Genomic DNA, 19791 nt, shown 5'->3' on the forward strand with positions numbered 1-19791 from the left:
TTAGTTCCTTGATTTTGTGTTTTCGATAAGCACGCAGCAGCGTTCACCCTCAACACCTTCAACAGTATAGTGTTCTACTTTGCAGTTTTGCTCTATTTCTTGCAGTTCGGCATCTGGATAACGCCCTTTCATCGCCAACCATATTCCATCTTTGGCTACGAGATGCTCCGTCCAATGAATCATTTGCGCAAGGCTGCTAAATGCCCGACTTATAACTGTATCAAAACCTTGAGTCGGGTGGTAGTTTTCGACTCGAATTTGTACAATTTCCAGGTTTTTTAAATCAAGTTGCCGTTTTACTTCGTTAAGGAAGCGGGTTTTTTTCCCATTAGAGTCCAGTAAAACAAAGCTTTTTCCTGGTTGCGCAATGGCCAGCGGAATTCCAGGCAAGCCGGGACCGGTACCCACATCGATAATGTGCTCACCGTGTACCCAAGGTAAAATAGCCAAACTATCTAAGAGATGTTTATTGACCATGGATTCCAGATCCCGTACTGCGGTCAAATTATACGCTAAATTCCACTTTTTTAGTAAGAATAAATAATCCAATAATGGGCCGCTAATTGTCTCCAGGCCAAATTGTTTCAGCCCTTGCTCAAGCAAGTGTTTAATTGTTAATTCTTCGCTCATGCCTCAATCCGTTGTTTCTTTAAATGAACGAGCAGCAGAGATAAGGCTGCAGGAGTTACTCCAGAAATACGGCCAGCCTGTGCTAGTGAAGTTGGTTTTATCTTCGATAATTTTTGAATAACTTCCGTCGACAATCCTACTACTTCAGTGTAATCAAGTGATTCAGGCAAAACGGTATTTTCATGCTTGCGCATTTTTTCAATATCTTGCTGCTGCCTTTCAATGTAGCCTGCATACTTATTTTGAATTTCTATTTGCTCACTGACTTCGGGAGGTAATTCTGGCAGGGCTAGATCTTCAAGCATTAATAAATGCTGATAAGTAATTTCTGGGCGCTTAATAAATTCAGACGCACGATTATCATGTTGCATCGGATTTTGTAGCAGATCTTTAAACCGGTCGTTATGAGCCACGCGCACCCATGAATTATGTAGCAGTGCTTGAGTTGATTCGATGGCTTCGCGTTTGGCAGAAAAATGTTGCCAACGAGTATCACCTACCATACCTAATTCTCGCCCCTTAGCCGTTAAACGCAAATCAGCATTATCTTCTCGCAGGAGTAAGCGATATTCTGCGCGCGAAGTAAACATGCGATAGGGTTCTTGAGTTCCACAGGTAATTAAATCATCAATTAACACCCCTATGTATGCTTCATCGCGGCGTGGACACCATAATTCTTTTTCTTGTATGAGTAGGGCGGCATTCATGCCGGCGATGATTCCTTGCGCTGCCGCTTCTTCATAGCCCGTAGTGCCATTAATTTGTCCGGCAAAGAACAAATTGGCAATGGGCTTGGTTTGCAAAAATGAGGTTAAGCCTCGTGGGTCAAAATAGTCGTATTCAATCGCATAACCAGGGCGAGTAATATGAGCATTCTCGAAGCCCTTGATGGTGCGTACAAATTGCACTTGCACATCAAAGGGAAGGCTGGTGGAAATGCCATTAGGATAAATTTCTTCGGTAGTTAAGCCTTCAGGCTCAACGAAAATTTGATGCGATAATTTATCGGCAAAACGTACCACTTTATCTTCAATTGAGGGGCAATAACGTGGGCCAACACCTTCAATCACTCCGGCATACATCGGCGATTGGTGTAAATTGTTACGAATAATTTCGTGAGTTGCTTCAGTTGTATGCGTAATATGGCAAGAAATCTGCTGGGGATGATCGCTAAGGCTGCCCATATAAGAAAATACTGGAAGTGGGGTATCACCTGGTTGCTCTGTCATCTGACTGTAATCTAGAGAGCGTCGGTCGATGCGCGGCGGGGTTCCCGTTTTTAAACGGCCTACAGGCAAATTTAGATCGCGTAAACTGTGTGCCAGGGCGATTGCTGGAGGATCTCCGGCACGACCACCTGCATATTGGCTCATCCCGACGTGGATTTTTCCACCTAGGAATGTACCAACCGTAAGTACGACGGCACGTGCACGCAAGGTATAGCCCATTTGAGTTACTACCCCAGTTACTCGGCCACCTTCAATAACCAAATCATCAACGGCTTGTTGAAATAGAGTCAGATTAGGTTGTAATTGCAATTGCTCGCGAATGGCCTGGCGATATAAAACTCGGTCTGCCTGTGCACGAGTTGCACGTACGGCAGGGCCTTTAGACGCATTTAAAATACGAAATTGGATACCGGCTCGGTCTGCTGCTTTAGCCATCGCGCCATCGAGTGCATCAATTTCTTTCACCAAGTGTCCTTTACCAATACCACCAATTGCGGGGTTGCAAGACATTTGTCCCAATAAATCCATATTATGGGTTAGTAATAAGGTTTGTGCCCCCATCCGTGCTGCAGCCAGAGCTGCTTCTGTGCCTGCATGGCCACCGCCTACGACAATAACATCATATAATTTTTCAAGATTCATAATCTGGTCATTAATTGTGTAACAAAATGAGCAATTATACACTTTTTTTACAATAAAACGTAGCCTGTATTTCGTATTAGTTGCGAATGAGGGAGTTAAATTCCTTTTAATTATTTAGGTCTAGGTGTCTATCTGCGCGATTGTGCCAGGGTAATTAATGTGAAAATCAAATGATTAATATCAAGCTACACTTAATATAAATAATACTATTCAGGGATCGGTCTTATGGCAATTACTACCGGGTTGTCAGGCAATGAAATATTTTGTCTTGATCTTAAAAATTATGCACCTGGCTCAATCGTTGTGGGTAACAGCGTCCATTCATTAGGCTTTGTTGGGAGTATTGGTTCGGGCTTTAAGGCCATGTTAGGTGGTGAGTTGCAACAAATTACCTCTTTGATCGAAGAGGGGCGAGAAACTGCTTTTCAACGTATGGTGCAGGAGGCTGAGGCTAATCAAGCAACCGGGATCACAGGAGTCACCAGTCAACTTATTTTTCACGGTGCTAATGTCGAGTTTTTATCTATAGGTTCGGTGATTCATGCGCGCAATGATGCAGATAAAGCAAAATTTACTACTTCTGCAGATGGGCAAGAATTATATGCACAGCTTGATGCTGGGTATCGGCCTATTTGTTTTGCATTTGGTAATGTGGCTTATTCCATGGGGGTGGGCCGTGGACTTTTAGGCGGGTTAAAAACTTTAGGTCGGGGGGAAATTAAGGAGTATTCTGATATTTTTAATAAAACCAGACACTTGGCTTTAAATCGTATCATTGCTCATGCCAGAAAACGCCAGGCCAATGCCGTATTGGGGATCAAGACCACAGTTTTGCCCTTTGGTGGGGTTAGTGAAATGCTGATGCTTGGTACCGCGTCTCATAATCCGGAGTTACAGCATGACGCTAATAATGATGTAGTAACCAGTGATATGACCAACATCGAAATGTGGAATATGGCGCGTATGGGCTATGCACCCATGAAACTTTTACTGGGAACTTCCGTTTATTCTCTGGGCGTGGTGGGTGGTATTACCTCTGCATTGAAATCAATTTTTAGAGGGGAAATTAATGAATTAACGCGGATGATTTATGCCGCACGTGAGAATGCTTTAGCTCTTATTAATGAGGAGGCTAGAGCTATTGGGGCAGATGATGTGGTGGGTGTTAAGACCTATGTTTACCAGTTAGGTAATGGTTTAATTGAGTTTTTAGCTATTGGTACGGCGGTTAAGAAAACTACTCGCATTAAAACCGATTCGGAGCAATTGCCACCACAGGCTATTGTTGTTGATAAAGATACTTTTTATGACAGCAAAACCTTTGGGGATATTAGTGTGAATGTTAATGCTGGGGAAAAACCAATTAACCGAGGCAGCACCTTTTTGATTCCTGCGATTATTCTAATTTTCTTTCTCGCACAAATTATCGTGGCGTTTCTGCGGTAGTCGCAATTTGAGGTTGGGCGTTTTAATGGCATTTAAAATAAATTGTTCTACTTTACGAATTACCGTGGTCAAGCCCCGGTAATTCAGTTTTTTATAAGCATGTAACATTTTATAAACCCAGCTTTAAGTCGGATTCATCGGGGGCAAACTTGAGGCTTTATTTTGGGGCGAGGCATAAGTCTGCTTTAAATTACGGACGCTGCGCCATAGTTCATCTCCGTGCCATGGAGTCTTTTCACTCTCTTGATATAAGGCTTGCGATAAAATCCGCACTTGTTTTTTAAACAGCATATCGGTTGAGAGGCGCATTAAATCTGCCAAATTTAATATTGATGCATCAGGCCAATGTAAACTAGCCCATTTCAATAATGCATCACGACAGCGCTGTGGGTTATTTTGTTGGCACGCGTCATGAAGTGCTTGCAAGGCGCGCTTATAGGCTCCTCTTCCCGGGGCGCGGCTGCGTTTTTGCCAAGCCCACAAGCCTAAAGTAAGCAGCCAAGCTAGCGCGAATAAAGCGGCAATCATCCAGGCCCAATTATTAGCTACTGGGGTAAAAGATGGGGTTTCTTTGGTTTCCGGATTGGTTTGTGGCACCAGTGCCGTACCTTGTATGGGGTTGGATGCATTGGCAGCCGCTGTCTTCGACGGTGTGACTTCAATAGTGCGTGGCCCTAAAACTGCAATCTCTTCTTTACCTGTTGTGGTATTAAACCAAGGAAGTTTTAACTCAGGGATGGTTACTTTACCGCTTTTATTAAATAAATAAGTGACCTTAATTTCTGAGCGGCTAACGATTTCACCTTGATTCACTTGATTTCTTTCTTTGCCTTTTTCTGGGTAGACATTAAACGCATCTGAATCTGCAAAATGAAGGGCCGGTAGCAATTGTGCCGGAATACCAATTCCTTCTAGAGTAATGGTACGTACTAATGTGTTGCCTTGATCTATCGTTTGTTTAAGGTTTTCATAGGCATCCCTCAATTTGATTTGTTTCGCAGGAGTCCAGGTTTGTCCATTAAATTGCGAGGGAATAGGCTGCACATTCAGTGTTATGTCTTTGGAGGTTGCTTTAATGCGCTGTGGATCAAAACCATAAACAAGAGCAGTAAAAGCGGGTGAGGTAATGGTCAATGGGCCGCTTTTTTGTGGAAAAATAGCATAACTTTGCTCCTCAACTAGGTAAGTCACATTATTCTTTTGGGTTTGATAGCGTTTGTCATTGCCCAAAGGAATAAGCAAAGCATTGTCGACCTTAGGCCCCTGATAGCTCGCATCCAAGAGCTGTTTGGAATTATATAAGCGAACTTTGTAGGTAATTTGTTGATTGAGATAAGGCTTCTTTTCATTAACTTCCGTAGTTAAAAAGATATCTTGTAGTTGCTGATTATCGCTGGTGCTTTGTATGGATGGGTCTTGTGCCGAGATATTAATTGTTAAGGGAGTGCTCTGATCCGCTCCCATTTTTATAGGTGGAATGGTTACTGGGCCGATTTTTCGCGCCTTTAGGGTGATAATCCAGGTACTGGAGGCCTGGGTTTGCCCATTGATAACCGAGTAATTAACACTACGCTCGGTGCCCAAAATCATAAAATCTTTGCGAAGTGGCGTTAAATCAGGAATACCATTGGCAGATTGCAGGCTAGGCTGGGTTAATAATATGCGAAATGGCTCACCTTGGCTGATCTCCGAGGGATCCACTTGGATTTGTACTTCGGCATGGGCCAAGGCATTAAGTAAATAAAAAAAGCTAATTATTATTAATTTTTTCATTGATACCATCCACGTTCTCTTCTTAAGTGGTCACGTAAAAACTTTTCTCGTAGTAAGCCGCCAGGATCATCAGGAATTAAGCGCAACCACTGCTCTTGTGCCTGTTGCTTTTCTTGATCTGCCTTACTGTCTTTATTCGCCTGCTTTTGCTGGTCCTGCTTTTGCTGGTCCTGCTTTTGCTGGTCCTGCTTTTGCTGGTCCTGCTTTTGCTGGTCCTGCTTTTGCTGGTCTTGCTTTTGCTGGTCTTGCTTTTGCTGGTCTTGCTTTTGCTGGTCCTGCTTTTGCTGGTCCTGCTTTTGCTGGTCTTGCTTTTGCTGGTCTTGCTTTTGCTGGTCTTGCTTTTGCTGGTCTTGCTTTTGCTGGTCTTGCTTTTGCTGGTCCTGCTTTTGCTGGTCCTGCTTTTGCTGGTCCTGCTTTTGCTGGTCCTGCTTTTGCTGGTCTTGCTTTTGTTCTTTTTGCTGTAAAAGCTTTTCAAGCAACTTACGATTCTCAATGGCATCTTGATTTTTAGGATTTTTGGCTAAGGCTTTATCGTAAGCGGCTATCGCCTCTTTATATTTACCCAAGTGGGCTAAAGCATTGCCTTTATTATAATAGCCTTGTTCATCTTGTTGCTTTTGGTAGAGTTCACTGGCTTTTTGATAATCTCCAGCCCGATAAGCTGCTGCGGCTGCCCAGTCGTCACGGTTAAAGAGAGCACCAGCTTCTTTATATTGCTGTTTGCTCATTAATTCTTGCCCTTGCTGATCAGGGGTAGACCACAGGTCTTGCCATTGCCAGGCTTGGACAGGTAACGACAGGAATGAAGTAAATAAGAGGATTAAATAACGCATCATACAACGATCCTTTGCAGCCAGCCACGTTGAAATACCGGAAGCAGTAATAATAAAGCAGGGATTAAAAACCAACGCCCTTCATCACGCCATAAGGGAATATCGTCATCTTTACTTAAGGCAAATTGCTTTTGCCTGCTCGCATCGATCCATTGATCCAAATTACTAGCATCCGATGTGTACCTTAATAATTGCCCATCTCCTGCGTCAGCAAAACGTTGAAATAATGGGTTTAAATTGGTATCGGCCTTAATAGGCATAATGGATGTGAAGATTCCTAATGTGGCTAATTTTTTTACTTCCTCGATGGCATCTGCAGAGGGCGAGTCCGCTGTTAATACAAGAATTTGCCCATGATTATAGCCGGCTTGTTTAATTAATAAAGCGGCCTCGGCTACGGCGCTTTCTAAATTATGACCTGTCACTGGCATGATGTTTGGAGTTAATGAGGATAATAATGAGCTAATGGTTTGGCCATCATCTGTAAGAGGAGAGACAACAAATGGTTCACTAGTAAACGCAACCAAGCCAAATTGACCAATGTCTTTACGAGCAAATAAATCCCGTAACTTAAATTTGGCGCGGCTTAGGCGATTGGGACTTAGATCGGATACCATCATATTATCCGACATATCCAATACCAACACGCGGGGTTGTATAGGCTTATAAGTTGCCACGGGTAATTTATGCCACACGGGGCCAGCAATACTGACAATCATAAAGAACATGCTGAATAATAAACAAGAAATTGCGCCAATTCGTTGTTTTTGCTCTTTTTTTTGTAGCAAATGGTTGAGCAAATGAGGATCACAAATTTCTGCCCATGCATGTAGCTTAGGACGACGTCGCCAGCTGGCAAAGGCGAGTCCTAACAAGGGAATAATCATGAGCAACCACCATGGTCTTAAGAAATGAATATCAGTGATCATGATTTGAGGGCCTCCGGATTTGCCGCAATTGCAGGTGCTTTGACTCGCAGATCGGCTTTACTTGCCAGCCAATAAAGACACAGCAAGAGAGCTAAGCCAACAAACCAGGGATAGTAGTCTTTTTGTGGACGGATGGTTGCTTGCTCTTGATTTACTTTTTCTAATTTATTTATGGTTTCATAAATTGTGTATAAGGTTTCCATATCGGTGGCACGAAAATAGCGTCCATCGGTCATCTTGGCAATGGCTTTTAAGGTATCCTCATCCAGATCCGCGGAGGCATTTTGCATTAGGAATGCATTGGTTACTGCTCGTGGATCTGCCGCGGCCCCTAAACCAATGGTATATATTTTTATTCCTTCATCTTTTGCCAGTTCGGCTGCTTTAAGTGGTTCAATGACTCCTGAATTATTCGCACCATCGGTTAAAAGAATAAGAATTCTCCCTTGTTGTGGCACACGTTTCAAGCGTTTGACAGCTAAACCGATGGCATCTCCAATGGACGTCGTTTTTCCTGCTAAACCAACGGTTGCATCGATGAGGCGAAGTAAAACGGTTTGTCGATCGTAGGTTAAGGGGGTTTGTAGATAGGCGTTACTGCCAAATAAGATTAGCCCTATCTTATCTCCTGCCCGTGCTTGGATAAATTGTTCTCCCGCGTTTTTAACTACACTAAGGCGACTGGCTGGGCGTCCATTCAACATCATATCCGGTATTTCCATGCTGCCCGATAAATCTAAGGCCATCATAATGTTATACCCTTCACGTTCTATTGGTTTAGGTTCCCCAATCCAACGCGGGCCTGCTAAAGAAAAAACGAGTAATAACCAGATTAATGCTGGGAGTAATAAAGAGGATTGCGCACTAAGCGAACGTTGTTCTTGGTTGGCAATTCCTGCCATTGCCTTAAAAAATGGGACGTTTAAGGCCGTAGGTAGATGAAGTTTGGCTTTGGGCATGATAAGCCAGAATAATAAAGGTAAGGGAAAGAGCAATAAAACCCAGGGATTGGCTAATGTGAACATGGTACTCCCCTTTGTTTAATCCAAAGCTTGGCATGGGTGAACAATGGGCTTAGATCAATGCTGCTATCGGCTGATTTAAAGGGTGCATCTAATAGGAGCGGGCGTACTGCATTGAAGTCTATGCCTTTACTAGTTTGATTTAAAAACTGCAACCAGGCATCGCCGTGCAAGCTGGCAACTTCGGTGCGTGGATAATAGACCAAGGCGACCCTGCGTAATAACTCAGAAATTTGCGCGCTGCTTGCTGGCGTATTATGTTCTTTTTCATAGTCTTCTTGATAATTTGACAACAACATCAATGCTTGCTTTTTGGCTAAGGCATAACGGTGTCGGCGATAGGCATAAGTAGCTAATACTAAAATTAACACAATGATCAGAGTAATTAGGGCATACCAGCCTGGGGCAAGCGGCCACCAGCCGATTGCATCAGGCAAATGAATGTCTTTAAGCTGGACTAAAGGATCGGTCTGATTAGCCACGAGACCTCCTGGGAAAAGTACGGCGTACTAGTTGAGTTAAATCAACATCCGCAGTGGTTTGAACATATTGAATGTGCACGCGTTTAAATTGTTCTTGCAGCTGATATATTCTTTGTTGGCAATACTGTTCGTACGCCAAATTTACGGAGCGTGTCCGCGTATCAAGGAGTAATTCTTGCTTCCCATCGGTGATGGCATATTGTTGCGGTTTAGGAGGCGCTAACTCCACTTGGTCACAAATGTGGTAGGCAATAATATCATTATGATTGCGTAAGCGATTCAAATGCTTTTCACATTCCGCATCCATTGTATAAAAGTCGCTGATCAACACCAAAATACTACCTGGTCGAACAACGCGACGTAAACGTAATAGTGCATCACTTAAAAGAGTGGGGGCGGCCTCGCGTTGTGCGTCTGTTTGTTCAGTATACTGGCTGAGGGCAGCTAGCATCGGAAGAACTCCGGAATCGCGTCCACGAGGAATAAATTCATTGTGTTCCGTGGCTGAGAAGAACACTCCGCCCACCCGATCACCTTGTTTAATCACCGTCCAGGCCAACATAGCTGCTAAGCGGGCGGCAACTACTGATTTGAAGGCAACTCGCGTACCGAAAATCATCGAGGGATTAAAATCTGCAAGAATCACTACTGGCCGTTCGCGTTCCTCTTGATAAATTTTAACATGGGGTCTGCCGGTACGTGCGGTAACTCGCCATTCCATGTGACGAATTTCATCTCCGGCTTGATAATTGCGCACCTCGGCAAAGTCCATGCCGCGCCCACGTAATTTGGACAGATGATTTCCAGAACGAATAGCTCGCCCTTCGGGTTGGTAGCGAATTGATTGCGCATAACGACGCAAGTCGATCAATTCATTTAATTCTGCAATAACTCCATCAGCCATAAAAACCTCATGTTACGGAACAGCGACTAACCGTAATAGAGAATCAATAAAGTCGTCACTACTGATTCCTTCCGCTTCTGCTTCAAAACTTAATAAAATGCGATGTCGCAACACATCATGTGCAATTACATGAATATCATCGGGCGTAACGTAATCACGACCCGCAAGCCAGGCATGCGCTTTAGAACAGCGGTCCAGAGCAATAGTCGCGCGTGGGCTTGCGCCAAAACGTAACCAACGACCTAATTCTTCATTGTATAGTCCGGGGTTACGGGTTGCGACCACCAACTGTACTAGATAATTCTCTAATGCTTCACTGGTATGTACCTTGAGTACTTGCTTGCGGGCCTCAAATAGAGTGGTTTGTGGTAATTTTGCGAATGCTGTTTTTGGCGTTGCCATCGCGGCACCTAACGCCTCTCGACGTGATAGGGCTAAAATATCTTGTTCTATTTTAGCATCTGGATAGCCAATTTTTACATACATCAGGAAGCGGTCTAATTGGGCTTCAGGCAAGGGGTAGGTTCCTTCTTGCTCAATAGGGTTTTGTGTTGCCATCACCAGAAACAACTCCGGCAAAGGATAGGTTTTACCACCAATAGTTACTTGGCGTTCGGCCATCGCTTCAAGTAAGGCCGATTGCACTTTAGCAGGGGCACGGTTGATTTCATCGGCCAGCAGGAGGTGATGAAATATCGGACCGGGTTGAAATACGAAGGAGCCATTTTGAGGATGATAGACATCAGTTCCGGTCAAATCGCCAGGCAATAAATCAGGAGTAAACTGGATGCGGTGAAAATCACCTTCAACCCCATCAGACAGTTCTTTAACTGCACGGGTTTTTGCTAAGCCCGGTGCTCCTTCTACCAATAAATGACCATCAGCAAGCAAGGCAATCAACAAACGAGAAATTAAGCCTTCTTGCCCCAAAATTTGTGTATTAAGATGTTGGCGTAGCTGGGCTATTTGTTGTTGTACTGAATCGACAACTGTATGGTCTTTTATTTGCTCCATGGCGATACCTACTAGGTTTTAAAAAAACTTATCCTAACGTGAAATTCACGTGATGCCAAGGGGGAATGTCATTAAGTTCAGGATGACGTCTTAACTTAACGGCGGTGGTACTAAGCGTTGGAGACTAATTGTTTTTAAATGTCGGCTGAAGCGATTCTTCTAATTGTTTTATCAGTTTTTTTCAGCCCAAAAGCCTAAGTTTTGTGCATGCTCTGTGGTAATTCGGGTTAAGTCATTAAATAATTGTGCTTGATTGGGTAGACACGGTAGAAGAGTTGTTTTGTCTAAGGCAAATAAGGATGTATTTTGAGAGGGCATAAATTGATACTGTATTTTTTTTGCCGCTCTGTACATGATGCGTTGATATTTGCTAGTTCTTGTTTTAGGTGTTCATTTTGATCAATACTTGGTTTTTGTGCAGGGCTTCAGAGCCTGTCATCGCCTTATAGCAATGACAGGAAAAGTGCTATTGATAATCAGGATGCAATTCCAATGGCATCATCAGTTGTAATCGTTGGTACAAAGAAATAATTTTTTCGCAAAAAACATGCAGTTGTTGCTGATTTTCCCAGAGGTCATATTCTGAGCCTTTGTGAAAGGCTTGTTGCCGGGATAGCGTTTTTAGTAGATCAATTTCTTGGAGGGAAAAGCCTAGATGGTTATTTAATTCCACCAACTCCATTAGTTTTTTATATTCTTTAATGGGACGTTGTTCGTGCAAGCAATATGCTTTTAAGGTTAATTGAAAAGCATGATACATCAAGGAAGTAATTGGAGTGAGCGCGAATAAGGCTTTATGTGAACCGATGGCTTCATAGTCTAGCTGTTGTAATAGATTATCCGCTGCATAAGCATGTTGGGTTGCAATATTAAGTAATTCCAAAGGGGATAAATAATGTTTGTCCATAGTTAATGCATGTTCCTGGTTAGTTCGATTTTTTGCAGAATAATGTTAAAATTGGTGTCATTATAGCTTTGAATTAATTTGATGCACGCTTTTATTAATAGTCCTTTGAAAATAGGTTCCCTTACTCTACCTCATCGTTTAATTCAGGGGCCATTGGCCGGGTTCAGTTGCGCGCCGTTCAGAACTTTATTTAATCGATATGCCGCTCCAGCATATTGTGTTACAGAGATGAGCTCAGCGTTGGATGTGGTGCATCGTCATCCACTAAATTCCCGTTATATATATCGCTCACCTCAAGAACAACGCTTGGCATATCAACTATCTGGAACCGAACCTATGGTTTTGGCTCAGGCTGCGGAGCGATTACAGGCTTATGGTGCGGACCTAATTGACATTAACTGCGGCTGCCCCAAGCCTAAGATTCGTAAGAAGGGGGCTGGCAGTGCTTTATTGGAAACGCCGGAGCTTTTAGAGGGCATAGTAAAGGCTGTGCGTGCAGCAATTACGATTCCACTCACGGTTAAAATTCGTATTCAAGATACCCAAGACGATGTGGTTTTAGCACAAAAAATTGAAGCAGCAGGGGCAGATGCGTTAATCGTGCATGGTCGGCGCTGGATTGATGATTATGATGTGGCCGTTAATTTTCGACAAATTGCGCGAATCAAGCAGGCGCTGAATATTCCGGTAATTGCTAATGGTGATATAGGCTCCATAGCTAGTTTGCAGCAGGCAGTGGAATTTAGTACTTGTGATGCATTTATGATTGCCCGTGCGGGTAGTGGGTGTCCTTGGTTGTATCAGGAATTATTGGAACAGCGCACAATTAATGTAAGTGGAGCGGAAAAAGCTAATTTATTTATGACGCATTTACAGGATTTGGCGGTTTTGGAAGATGAGTATAAAGCTATTTTACAGAGTAAGTCTTTAGTGCGGTATTATTTTGGGAAAAATCTGGATGCTTCTTGGTTGACACAGTTTTATCAGTTGCATTCTTTAAAGGATGTTGAGGCGTTTATCGGGAATGTAGCTTTATAAATTGTAGGTTGGCCCATGGCCCAACCTACAATGTTTGCGAGGATGAAAAAAGGAAAAAATACCGCAATGGCCCCACAAACCACATTGAATTAGTTCAAACTTCGACCCCCATCAACCTGTATAATTTGCCCCGTAATAAACGGATTTTCCGCCAAAGATAATACGGCTTGTGCAATAAATTCGGGATTCCCATGTCGTTTTAAAGGAGTTTCCGCAATAATTTTTTGCTGTATTTCTTGGTTCAAACTATTTTCATTTTCCGGCCAAGCAATCGAGCCCGGGGCAATCGCATTGACTCGAATTTCCGGGGCAAGTTCACGCGCCAAGCTTTTGGTTTGCATCTCCAGTGCCGCCTTTGTTTGGCAATAAACCGAATATCCTGAAAGTGGTTTTTCTGCATGAATGTCAGTGATATTGATAATAAGCCCGGAGTTCTTCGCGAGCAGTGGACGGGCTGCGAGGCTTAGTAAAAAGGGAGCTTTCACATTGGTATTAAAAAGGAGATCCCAATTATTGTGGTCTTCGACCTGCTGACAATCGCTGCGTATAAAAGCTGAGGCATTATTTACCAGCAAATCCAATTGCCCTGCCCACTCATTAATTGCTGAGATAATATCTTGTGCGGCATGAGCCTCATTTAATTCTTTTTGTAAAACAAGGGCACTCTCTGGGCGTTGTTCATTTAATTGGTCCGCAAGCTCTTGCGCTTCAGCGAAGGTATAACGGCAATGAATTGCAACGTTGTATCCTGAGCTATGGAGTTTTTTCACAATGGCGGCCCCAATACGTCGGGCTCCTCCAGTGACTAAAGCCACTTTTGCCGCTTGTTTGTTTATTAGATTCAATGTATGTTCCCCACTCTAGATAAAATGCCAAGGATCAATGGCACTATTTAACGACATTATTTATAAGTTATGAGTATACAACAAACATTACAAGCACGGCTTAGTGACGGGCAGGCGCTTCCTTTTGTGGAGTTCATGCAACTGGCTTTATATGCGCCTGGAGAAGGGTATTACAGTTCTGGTTTGCAAAAATTAGGTAAGCACGGTGACTTTATTACGGCACCTGAGTTAACCCCGCTTTTTGGACAAACCCTAGCGAATCAATGCCAGCAAATTATATCGGTTTTAGACGCTCCCCATATTCTAGAGTTTGGGGCCGGAAGTGGTGCGTTGAGTGTGGCTTTACTGGCCCATCTGGAAACGCTTAATTGTTTACCTGAATATTATTATATTTTGGAAGTGAGTGCCAATTTACGCCATCGACAGGCAGAATTAGTTCAACAAAAAATTCCTCATTTGGCTCATAAGGTAATTTGGTTAGAACAATGGCCGGAAACCCCATTTAATGGTGTTGTTTTGGCGAATGAAGTTTTGGATGCCATGCCTGTGCATCGTTTTATGCTAAACGAAGAAGGCATTTTCGAAAGTTATGTTATCCTAGACGAGCAGCAGCAATTAAAAGAAATCTTTAAACCCTGCGACAATTCACCACTACAGGATTACATTTTGCAACGATTGAATATAGAAACGTTGCCTTATCTCTCTGAGGTGAATCTGTTTATTGATGATTGGATCTTAAATATTTATCGCAGTTTGAAGCAAGGGACGGTGTTATTAATCGACTATGGTTTTCCTCGTCATGAGTATTATCATGCAGATCGCCGTCAAGGAACCTTGATGTGTCATTACCAACACCAAAGTCATCCGGAGCCGTTGTTGCATCCAGGTGCGCAGGATATTACCGCTCACGTAGACTTTACGCATGTGGCGGAAGCGGCACAACAAGCGGGTTTTCATGTTGCAGGTTATACTAACCAAGCTTCTTTTTTGCTGGCAAACGGTTTGCTAGGCTTAATTAATACGCTGGATGATGAAGTAGAACAAGTCAAAGCAAAACAAGCAATAAAACAGCTGACCTTACCTAGTGAGATGGGCGAGTTATTTAAAGTAATCGCTTTAAATAAAGATATGGACATCGATTTAATTGGGTTTCAACTATTAGATAAACGAGTGAGTTTATGATGATACAAAAATACCTGACTACGGTCGAGTTACAGAAAGAATCAATGAAGTTTTCGGCAGGGCATACCACTATTTTTTCTGCTACTGAGCGAGAGCCTTTACATGGTCATATGTACGGCGTTTACCTGGCCTTAACAACTTGGGTTGAAGAAAATGGTATGACCTTTGATTATCGTTATTACAAAAAGCGCATTCATCACTTATGCAGTCATTTGAATCAAACTTTTTTAATGCCGCAATATTCTCCCTTTTTAGAATATGCTGAAGATGAAGAGTATTACTATTTTACTTTTAATCATAAAAAGATTCCTTTTTTAAAAGAAGATGTGACCCTGATGCCCGTAACCAATATTACGGTAGAAGAATTATCACGCTGGTTTGTGAATGAGTTAATTAAAGAAACGGAAGAATTAGACCGTCATCGCATTGATAAAGTGGTGGTGAAGGTATTTTCGGCTCCTGGACAATCTGCAAGCCATGAATGGCAAAGACCGGCATGAAAACGGTTTATCAGGTTTGTATTCCTCATACCAGCCGTGATTTTTTTGATTATGAAGCCGAGGCAGGACTTAGTCCATGTATTGGCGGGCGGGTATGGGTGCCTTTTCGCAAGCAGACACGCTTGGGTATTGTGGTAGGCAAACTTGAACAAACAGAAGTAACGACGCAACTCAAAAGCATTAGTGAAGTAATCGATAGTGAGCCGTTAATCCACGATGATTTATTGGCTTTATGTACCTGGATAGGAACTTATTACCAATCCGCCTTATCGGAAGTGTTGCCTTTAGCCTTACCTAAAAAATATCGTCTAGGGCAGGCCTGCCAATTACCTCAAGGTGATTTTTACCAGTTGGCATTGCCCACTGATGAGGTAAAAAAAATAGTGCCAGCACGAGCGCGTAAGCAATTAGAGTTAGTCGAATTTTTGGCAACCCAAACGCAGCCAGTAAGTAAGCAATTGTTGGTGCAACAGGGTTTTACTTCCACCCAGCTACTTAACTTATTAGCTGCAGGAGTGGTGACTTTATCGCAACAGGTTATTTTGCCTGCCCCGGCAAGTACGACACCATCTCATCCTTTACCATTGAATCCTGAGCAGGCCATTGCCGTTGCCGCCATAAGTGAACAGTTACACCAGTATCAATGTTTTTTATTACAGGGAGTGACTGGCAGTGGTAAGACGGAAGTGTATTTACAGGTAATTGCCCAGGTTCTTGCGCTTGGGAAACAAGTTTTAGTATTAGTACCTGAAATTGGCTTAACCCCGCAGTTACTTGCTCGCTTTACCGCACGTTTTAACGAGCCTATTTCAGTAATTCATTCCAATTTAAATGAATCCGAACGGCAAGTAGCATGGCAATTAGCTAAAGAAAATAAAGTGCAGATGGTTATTGGTACGCGTGCAGCTATTTTTACTCCCATGCCTAATTTAGGTTTAATTGTCATTGATGAAGAGCATGATGCGTCATTAAAACAAATGGAAGGTGTACGTTATTCGGCGCGTGATACCGCACTAATGCGTGCACATCTGGCCAATATCCCGATTATTTTAGGCTCTGCAACCCCGAGTTTGGAAAGTTTATACAACTGCAAACAGAATAAATATCAACGTTTACGTTTGACTCACAAGGCTTTGTCTACCACGCCATTGCATTATCAGCTGATTGACTTGCGGGCACAAACGTTACAGCATGGTTTAGCTACTCCGACGCTGCATGTGATTAAAGAGCATTTACAAAAGCAAAATCAGGTTTTAGTGTTTATCAATCGCCGGGGTTTTGCTCCTGTTTTATTATGCCATCAATGCGGGTGGATGGCGGATTGTCGTGCCTGTGATAGCCATTTAACTTTGCATAAGCAGGTTGGGCAAATGATTTGCCATCATTGTGGGCTGACTCAACGCACCCCAGACCATTGCCGCAGTTGTCAAAGTAATGAGTTGATTCCTGTGGGGGCGGGGACACAAAGAGTGCATGAATTTTTAAGCGCCCATTTTCCAGATACACAAGTCGTACGTATCGACCGTGATGCGGTGCGTAAAAAGCACGCTTTAGATGACCATTTGGACATGATCCAACGGGGTGAGGCGCAGCTTATTGTCGGCACGCAAATGCTAGCAAAGGGACATCATTTTCCACGCCTTTCTTTGGTGGTGGTACTGGATGCTGATTCGGGATTATATAATCAGGATTTTCGCGCCTTAGAGCAATTAGGCCAGCTACTTACTCAGGTGTCTGGGCGAGCTGGGCGGGCCGAGCAGGCTGGGCAGGTAATTATCCAGACGCATTTACCGGATCATCCTTTATTGAATGTGTTGATTCAGCAAGGCTATGAGCCCTTTGCCGATGCCTTACTTACTACCCGCCAGCAAGCGCAGCTACCTCCTTATCATTATCTTGCTGTGATTCGCGCTCAAGGGAAAATTTCAAACAGTGTATTAAACTTTTTGCGCGCGATGAAGGAGCAAATGCTCAAGCACCCTTTGACCATCATGGGTCCAGCGCCTGCGCCTTTACCGCGCAAAGCAAATCAATACCGTATGCAATTATTAATTAAGTCACCGTCTCGAAAAGTATTAAAGAGCTCTTTGACACAATTGCGAGAGTGGTTAACAATGAATAGATTAACTAATGGCATTCGCTGGAATGTGGATGTTGATCCTGTGGACTTATCATGACTGAAAATAAAATTACCGTACACGAAAAAACCTTCTCCATTGCTTGGGGTGATATGGATGCTTTAGGGCATGTAAATAATGCACGCTATTTTGACTATTTTCAGGAAGCTCGTATTGAGTGGCTGCGCGAGCTTAATATTAAAATGACGGAACAAATGGGGCCGGTGGTTATTCATGTTGCTTGTACGTATCTAAAACCTGTAGTGTATCCTGCGACCGTAACTTTACGCTCCAGGGTCTATAATATGGGTAATTCCAGCATGATGATGGATCATGATTTGTATCAGGATGAGGTCTTAATGGCCCAGGGTAGCTGTAAGGTCGTTTGGGTTGATTATACTAAAAATAAATCCGTGCCATTACCGGATAGTATTCGTGCTTCTTTTGAGAAAGGCAAATAACCACATTTACGCATATTTTGATGGAGACTGGGCTGTGCTGCAAAGCCCAGTATTCCGTGGGTGGAATGGAACGCTAATTTGAGTATCCTAAATAATCCATTTTTCCAATATTCATCCCATAATGGCGCAATATATTGTGTGTGGTGGTGAGATGAAAAAATAGATTCGGAAGCAACATAGACAATAGGTAAGTACGAGCACTGAGGGATATACTATCCTGGCGCACTTTAATTTCAATCAGGCGATTGTCATCGCCATTAACTAGTTCTGGCTTAATATCTTGCAAAAAAACACCCGTTTTCGTAAGGCGTTCTTTTAATTCGTCAAAAGTTGATTCGATATCTGGAAAACGTGGAGTGGGTATTCCGGCTAGCTTGGCAACCCCACCTTTACAATTATCACTAAAGCGTTGAATTTGTCCTGATAAGGGGAGCATGTCCGGTGCAAGACGGGCATTAATTAATACGGACGGGTCAATATTCTTTTCAATCGCGTAAGCTGCTGCTTTATCCATATATTCAGAAAGAATACCTAAATTGCGTAGCATCACAGGGATAGTTATATCATACATTGAAAACGACATGTTCAGTTCAACTCCATTGCTATATTTGTGATTCATCTTATTAGAGCTGGCTTAGGTTGTAAAGTTAACCCAGGTTCATCCCTATAAATGTTTATCTTCGTTATCTAGCAACTTGACAAATTATTTGCTTTGCTCAAACTTTAATAATCCGGCTTAATAAATAAGCAATCCTCTGACGAAAGGATGTGTCTATGAAAGCATTAATTTATCAAGGACCTGGGAAGATAACTGTAGAAGAGCGACATAAACCTGTAATTAAAAAACCTTCAGATGCCGTGGTAAAAATCAAAAAAACTACGATTTGTGGAACAGATCTGCATATTTTAAAGGGTGATGTTGCTACATGTACAGCAGGTCGTATTTTGGGGCATGAGGGAATTGGAATTGTGGATAGTGTTGGCTCGGGGGTAACCGAAATGTCTCCTGGAGATAAAGTAATTATTTCATGCATTACTTCTTGCAGTAAGTGTGAGCCTTGTCGTAAAGGGATGTATTCTCATTGTATTTATGGGGGATGGATTCTTGGAAATAGGATCGATGGCACGCAGGCTGAGTACGTTCTTATTCCGCAAGCAGATACAAGCTTATATAAAATTCCTGGTGGAGTTAATGATGAGGCCCTCGTTTTGCTTAGTGATATTTTACCTACTGGGTTTGAGTGCGGCGTATTAAATGGCAAAGTACAGCCAGGAAATTCAATAGCTATAGTTGGCGCCGGTCCAATTGGCTTAGCTACATTACTTACCGCACAATTTTACTCACCTGCTGAAATTATCGTTATCGACGTAGATGAGCATCGTTTAGAGATGGCGAAGCGCTTAGGCGCGACACAGATTGTAAATAATCAGGATGGCAAGGCCGCGAATAAAGTTATGGATATGACCCATGGACGTGGAGTAGATACGGCTATAGAGGCGGTTGGTATTCCCTCTACCTTTGTTCTTACGGAAGATATTGTTGCTGCGGGTGGCACTATTGCTAATATAGGAGTACACGGAACTAAAGCGGATCTTCATTTAGAACGTTTATGGTCACAAAATATTACCATTACTACGCGGCTAGTCGATACGGTGTCTACGTCAATGTTATTAAAAACGGTATGCGCTCATAAAATTGATCCGCAATTGTTAATCAGCCATCATTTTAAGTTTGAAAATATTCTTGATGCTTATGATACTTTTGAGCAAGCAGCAAAAACAAATGCATTAAAGGTTATTATTGATGTTGCATAGATAAGCGTATTTCATTATTTGG

General features: G+C 42.8%; 20 protein-coding genes. 7 read left to right on the forward strand and 13 right to left on the reverse strand.

The window, feature by feature from the left end:
• Both rsmG and mnmG read right to left on the reverse strand, forming a co-directional pair.
• On the reverse strand, positions 1-630 hold the full coding sequence (gene rsmG, locus E1P08_RS06190) for a 16S rRNA (guanine(527)-N(7))-methyltransferase RsmG (RefSeq protein WP_133136158.1): 630 nt from the start codon (positions 628-630) through the stop codon (positions 1-3).
• Positions 627-2501 (reverse strand): tRNA uridine-5-carboxymethylaminomethyl(34) synthesis enzyme MnmG, encoded by a 1875-nt coding sequence (gene mnmG, locus E1P08_RS06195; protein WP_133136159.1) that lies wholly within the window; start codon positions 2499-2501, stop codon positions 627-629. The genes rsmG and mnmG overlap by 4 nt, the downstream gene beginning before the upstream one ends.
• 225 nt (positions 2502-2726) lie before the next feature.
• Between mnmG and E1P08_RS06200 the strand changes: the two genes are divergently transcribed.
• Complete coding sequence (locus E1P08_RS06200; protein ID WP_133136160.1) at positions 2727-3947, forward strand: heavy metal-binding domain-containing protein; 1221 nt, start codon at positions 2727-2729, stop codon at positions 3945-3947.
• Positions 3948-4070: 123 nt separating this feature from the next.
• Here E1P08_RS06200 and E1P08_RS06205 read toward each other — a convergent pair whose 3' ends face one another.
• The 9 genes from E1P08_RS06205 to E1P08_RS06240 form a co-directional block, all read right to left on the reverse strand.
• Complete coding sequence (locus E1P08_RS06205) at positions 4071-5720, reverse strand: BatD family protein (RefSeq protein ID WP_165485105.1); 1650 nt, start codon at positions 5718-5720, stop codon at positions 4071-4073.
• Positions 5717-6556 (reverse strand): tetratricopeptide repeat protein, encoded by an 840-nt coding sequence (locus tag E1P08_RS06210; RefSeq protein ID WP_133136162.1) that lies wholly within the window; start codon positions 6554-6556, stop codon positions 5717-5719. Before E1P08_RS06210 ends, E1P08_RS06205 begins: the two co-directional genes overlap by 4 nt.
• Positions 6553-7482 carry a VWA domain-containing protein gene (locus E1P08_RS06215; protein WP_133136163.1) on the reverse strand — a complete coding sequence of 310 codons (930 nt, stop codon included), beginning with the start codon at positions 7480-7482 and terminating at the stop codon, positions 6553-6555. Before E1P08_RS06215 ends, E1P08_RS06210 begins: the two co-directional genes overlap by 4 nt.
• On the reverse strand, positions 7479-8507 hold the full coding sequence (locus E1P08_RS06220) for a VWA domain-containing protein (protein WP_133136164.1): 1029 nt from the start codon (positions 8505-8507) through the stop codon (positions 7479-7481). The genes E1P08_RS06215 and E1P08_RS06220 overlap by 4 nt, the downstream gene beginning before the upstream one ends.
• Entirely contained in the window at positions 8495-8986 is a 492-nt protein-coding gene (locus tag E1P08_RS06225) for a DUF4381 domain-containing protein (RefSeq protein ID WP_133136165.1), read from the reverse strand. Before E1P08_RS06225 ends, E1P08_RS06220 begins: the two co-directional genes overlap by 13 nt.
• Positions 8979-9890 carry a DUF58 domain-containing protein gene (locus tag E1P08_RS06230; RefSeq protein ID WP_133136166.1) on the reverse strand — a complete coding sequence of 304 codons (912 nt, stop codon included), beginning with the start codon at positions 9888-9890 and terminating at the stop codon, positions 8979-8981. Before E1P08_RS06230 ends, E1P08_RS06225 begins: the two co-directional genes overlap by 8 nt.
• A gap of 12 nt (positions 9891-9902) precedes the next feature.
• Positions 9903-10904: an AAA family ATPase gene (locus tag E1P08_RS06235; RefSeq protein WP_133136167.1), complete on the reverse strand. Its 1002-nt coding sequence runs from the start codon at positions 10902-10904 to the stop codon at positions 9903-9905.
• A gap of 171 nt (positions 10905-11075) precedes the next feature.
• The gene (locus E1P08_RS17140; protein ID WP_165485106.1) at positions 11076-11222 is read right to left on the reverse strand and encodes a hypothetical protein; all 147 of its coding nucleotides are present in this window, start codon (positions 11220-11222) and stop codon (positions 11076-11078) included.
• A 148-nt stretch (positions 11223-11370) separates the two neighbouring features.
• On the reverse strand, positions 11371-11811 hold the full coding sequence (locus E1P08_RS06240; RefSeq protein ID WP_133136168.1) for a hypothetical protein: 441 nt from the start codon (positions 11809-11811) through the stop codon (positions 11371-11373).
• An 81-nt stretch (positions 11812-11892) separates the two neighbouring features.
• On the opposite strand from E1P08_RS06240, the gene E1P08_RS06245 reads away from it, so the two are divergent.
• On the forward strand, positions 11893-12849 hold the full coding sequence (locus tag E1P08_RS06245; protein WP_133136169.1) for a tRNA dihydrouridine synthase: 957 nt from the start codon (positions 11893-11895) through the stop codon (positions 12847-12849).
• Positions 12850-12938: 89 nt separating this feature from the next.
• Here E1P08_RS06245 and E1P08_RS06250 read toward each other — a convergent pair whose 3' ends face one another.
• Complete coding sequence (locus E1P08_RS06250; RefSeq protein ID WP_133136170.1) at positions 12939-13694, reverse strand: pteridine reductase; 756 nt, start codon at positions 13692-13694, stop codon at positions 12939-12941.
• 69 nt (positions 13695-13763) lie between these two features.
• On the opposite strand from E1P08_RS06250, the gene E1P08_RS06255 reads away from it, so the two are divergent.
• The 4 genes from E1P08_RS06255 to E1P08_RS06270 are packed head-to-tail and all read left to right on the forward strand — an operon-like array spanning position 13764 to position 17954.
• Complete coding sequence (locus E1P08_RS06255; RefSeq protein WP_133136171.1) at positions 13764-14876, forward strand: class I SAM-dependent methyltransferase; 1113 nt, start codon at positions 13764-13766, stop codon at positions 14874-14876.
• Complete coding sequence (locus E1P08_RS06260) at positions 14873-15376, forward strand: 6-pyruvoyl trahydropterin synthase family protein (RefSeq protein WP_165485107.1); 504 nt, start codon at positions 14873-14875, stop codon at positions 15374-15376. Before E1P08_RS06255 ends, E1P08_RS06260 begins: the two co-directional genes overlap by 4 nt.
• The gene (locus tag E1P08_RS06265; RefSeq protein ID WP_165485108.1) at positions 15373-17553 is read left to right on the forward strand and encodes a primosomal protein N'; all 2181 of its coding nucleotides are present in this window, start codon (positions 15373-15375) and stop codon (positions 17551-17553) included. Before E1P08_RS06260 ends, E1P08_RS06265 begins: the two co-directional genes overlap by 4 nt.
• The gene (locus tag E1P08_RS06270) at positions 17550-17954 is read left to right on the forward strand and encodes an acyl-CoA thioesterase (protein WP_133136173.1); all 405 of its coding nucleotides are present in this window, start codon (positions 17550-17552) and stop codon (positions 17952-17954) included. The genes E1P08_RS06265 and E1P08_RS06270 overlap by 4 nt, the downstream gene beginning before the upstream one ends.
• Positions 17955-18027: 73 nt before the next feature.
• On the opposite strand, the gene E1P08_RS06275 is transcribed toward E1P08_RS06270, so the two are convergent.
• Positions 18028-18537 carry a DUF1993 domain-containing protein gene (locus E1P08_RS06275; RefSeq protein WP_133136174.1) on the reverse strand — a complete coding sequence of 170 codons (510 nt, stop codon included), beginning with the start codon at positions 18535-18537 and terminating at the stop codon, positions 18028-18030.
• A 191-nt stretch (positions 18538-18728) separates the two neighbouring features.
• Here E1P08_RS06275 and E1P08_RS06280 point away from each other — a divergent pair, with 191 nt between their 5' ends.
• Positions 18729-19769 carry a zinc-dependent alcohol dehydrogenase family protein gene (locus E1P08_RS06280; RefSeq protein ID WP_133136175.1) on the forward strand — a complete coding sequence of 347 codons (1041 nt, stop codon included), beginning with the start codon at positions 18729-18731 and terminating at the stop codon, positions 19767-19769.
• Positions 19770-19791: the final 22 nt, after the last annotated feature.

It is taken from the genome of Legionella rowbothamii (genome assembly GCF_900639985.1).
Taxonomy (GTDB): Bacteria; Pseudomonadota; Gammaproteobacteria; order Legionellales; family Legionellaceae; genus Legionella; species Legionella rowbothamii.

What these genes read in the sequence shown, in the direction of transcription:
- E1P08_RS06210 (WP_133136162.1), bottom strand. Translation starts at nt 6,556, where the DNA reads ATGATGCGTTATTTAATCCTCTTATTTACTTCATTCCTGTCGTTACCT.
- E1P08_RS06230 (WP_133136166.1), bottom strand. Translation starts at nt 9,890, where the DNA reads ATGGCTGATGGAGTTATTGCAGAATTAAATGAATTGATCGACTTGCGT.
- E1P08_RS06255 (WP_133136171.1), top strand. Translation starts at nt 13,764, where the DNA reads ATGAGTATACAACAAACATTACAAGCACGGCTTAGTGACGGGCAGGCG.
- E1P08_RS06270 (WP_133136173.1), top strand. Translation starts at nt 17,550, where the DNA reads ATGACTGAAAATAAAATTACCGTACACGAAAAAACCTTCTCCATTGCT.
- E1P08_RS06260 (WP_165485107.1), top strand. Translation starts at nt 14,873, where the DNA reads ATGATGATACAAAAATACCTGACTACGGTCGAGTTACAGAAAGAATCA.
- E1P08_RS06265 (WP_165485108.1), top strand. Translation starts at nt 15,373, where the DNA reads ATGAAAACGGTTTATCAGGTTTGTATTCCTCATACCAGCCGTGATTTT.
- rsmG (WP_133136158.1), bottom strand. Translation starts at nt 630, where the DNA reads ATGAGCGAAGAATTAACAATTAAACACTTGCTTGAGCAAGGGCTGAAA.
- E1P08_RS06240 (WP_133136168.1), bottom strand. Translation starts at nt 11,811, where the DNA reads ATGGACAAACATTATTTATCCCCTTTGGAATTACTTAATATTGCAACC.
- E1P08_RS06275 (WP_133136174.1), bottom strand. Translation starts at nt 18,537, where the DNA reads ATGTCGTTTTCAATGTATGATATAACTATCCCTGTGATGCTACGCAAT.
- E1P08_RS06235 (WP_133136167.1), bottom strand. Translation starts at nt 10,904, where the DNA reads ATGGAGCAAATAAAAGACCATACAGTTGTCGATTCAGTACAACAACAA.
- E1P08_RS06205 (WP_165485105.1), bottom strand. Translation starts at nt 5,720, where the DNA reads ATGAAAAAATTAATAATAATTAGCTTTTTTTATTTACTTAATGCCTTG.
- mnmG (WP_133136159.1), bottom strand. Translation starts at nt 2,501, where the DNA reads ATGAATCTTGAAAAATTATATGATGTTATTGTCGTAGGCGGTGGCCAT.
- E1P08_RS06245 (WP_133136169.1), top strand. Translation starts at nt 11,893, where the DNA reads ATGCACGCTTTTATTAATAGTCCTTTGAAAATAGGTTCCCTTACTCTA.
- E1P08_RS06200 (WP_133136160.1), top strand. Translation starts at nt 2,727, where the DNA reads ATGGCAATTACTACCGGGTTGTCAGGCAATGAAATATTTTGTCTTGAT.
- E1P08_RS06215 (WP_133136163.1), bottom strand. Translation starts at nt 7,482, where the DNA reads ATGATCACTGATATTCATTTCTTAAGACCATGGTGGTTGCTCATGATT.
- E1P08_RS06220 (WP_133136164.1), bottom strand. Translation starts at nt 8,507, where the DNA reads ATGTTCACATTAGCCAATCCCTGGGTTTTATTGCTCTTTCCCTTACCT.
- E1P08_RS17140 (WP_165485106.1), bottom strand. Translation starts at nt 11,222, where the DNA reads ATGCCCTCTCAAAATACATCCTTATTTGCCTTAGACAAAACAACTCTT.
- E1P08_RS06280 (WP_133136175.1), top strand. Translation starts at nt 18,729, where the DNA reads ATGAAAGCATTAATTTATCAAGGACCTGGGAAGATAACTGTAGAAGAG.